General features: G+C 37.2%; 1 protein-coding gene. It reads right to left on the reverse strand.

What is annotated here, in order from left to right; all coding sequences use genetic code 11:
- Positions 1–26 precede the first annotated feature (26 nt).
- A partial coding sequence (locus G9F74_RS29530; RefSeq protein WP_165406439.1) for an RNA-guided endonuclease InsQ/TnpB family protein occupies positions 27–436 on the reverse strand: 410 nt, incomplete at its 5' end.

Genomic DNA, 436 nt, shown 5'->3' on the forward strand with positions numbered 1-436 from the left:
TATCGTTACCTCCTATTATCAAGCATTTATTTTACCCATCTTGATAAATTTATCGAAGCATTTACATCCCTATCGTGATGGCTATTGCATGGAACACAACGCCACTCACGAATCTTTAAACTCCACTGTCCTTCTGGTTGAACTGAATGGTCGTATTTAACTCCGCAACATGAGCAAATCTTGCTTGAAGCGAACCATTTATCAGCTTTTACATACTCAATGCCATACTTCTCGCACTTGTATGACAAACATTGAAAGAAGAAGTTTAATTTTTGAAAGGAAAGTGCCTTCGATAGTTTTTTGTTTTTTAACAGGTTTGAGATAGATAAGTCTTCCACAACAATCCTCATTGGTTTGGCTTTCACCAATGTAGCTGTTGCTTGATGGATATGGTTATTTCGGATATTCGTAATTTTCCTAGATAACCGCAGGTGCT

The sequence above is a fragment of the Bacillus sp. EKM202B genome (assembly GCF_011066025.1).
GTDB classification, from domain to species: domain Bacteria; phylum Bacillota; class Bacilli; order Bacillales; family Bacillaceae_G; genus Bacillus_A; species Bacillus_A toyonensis.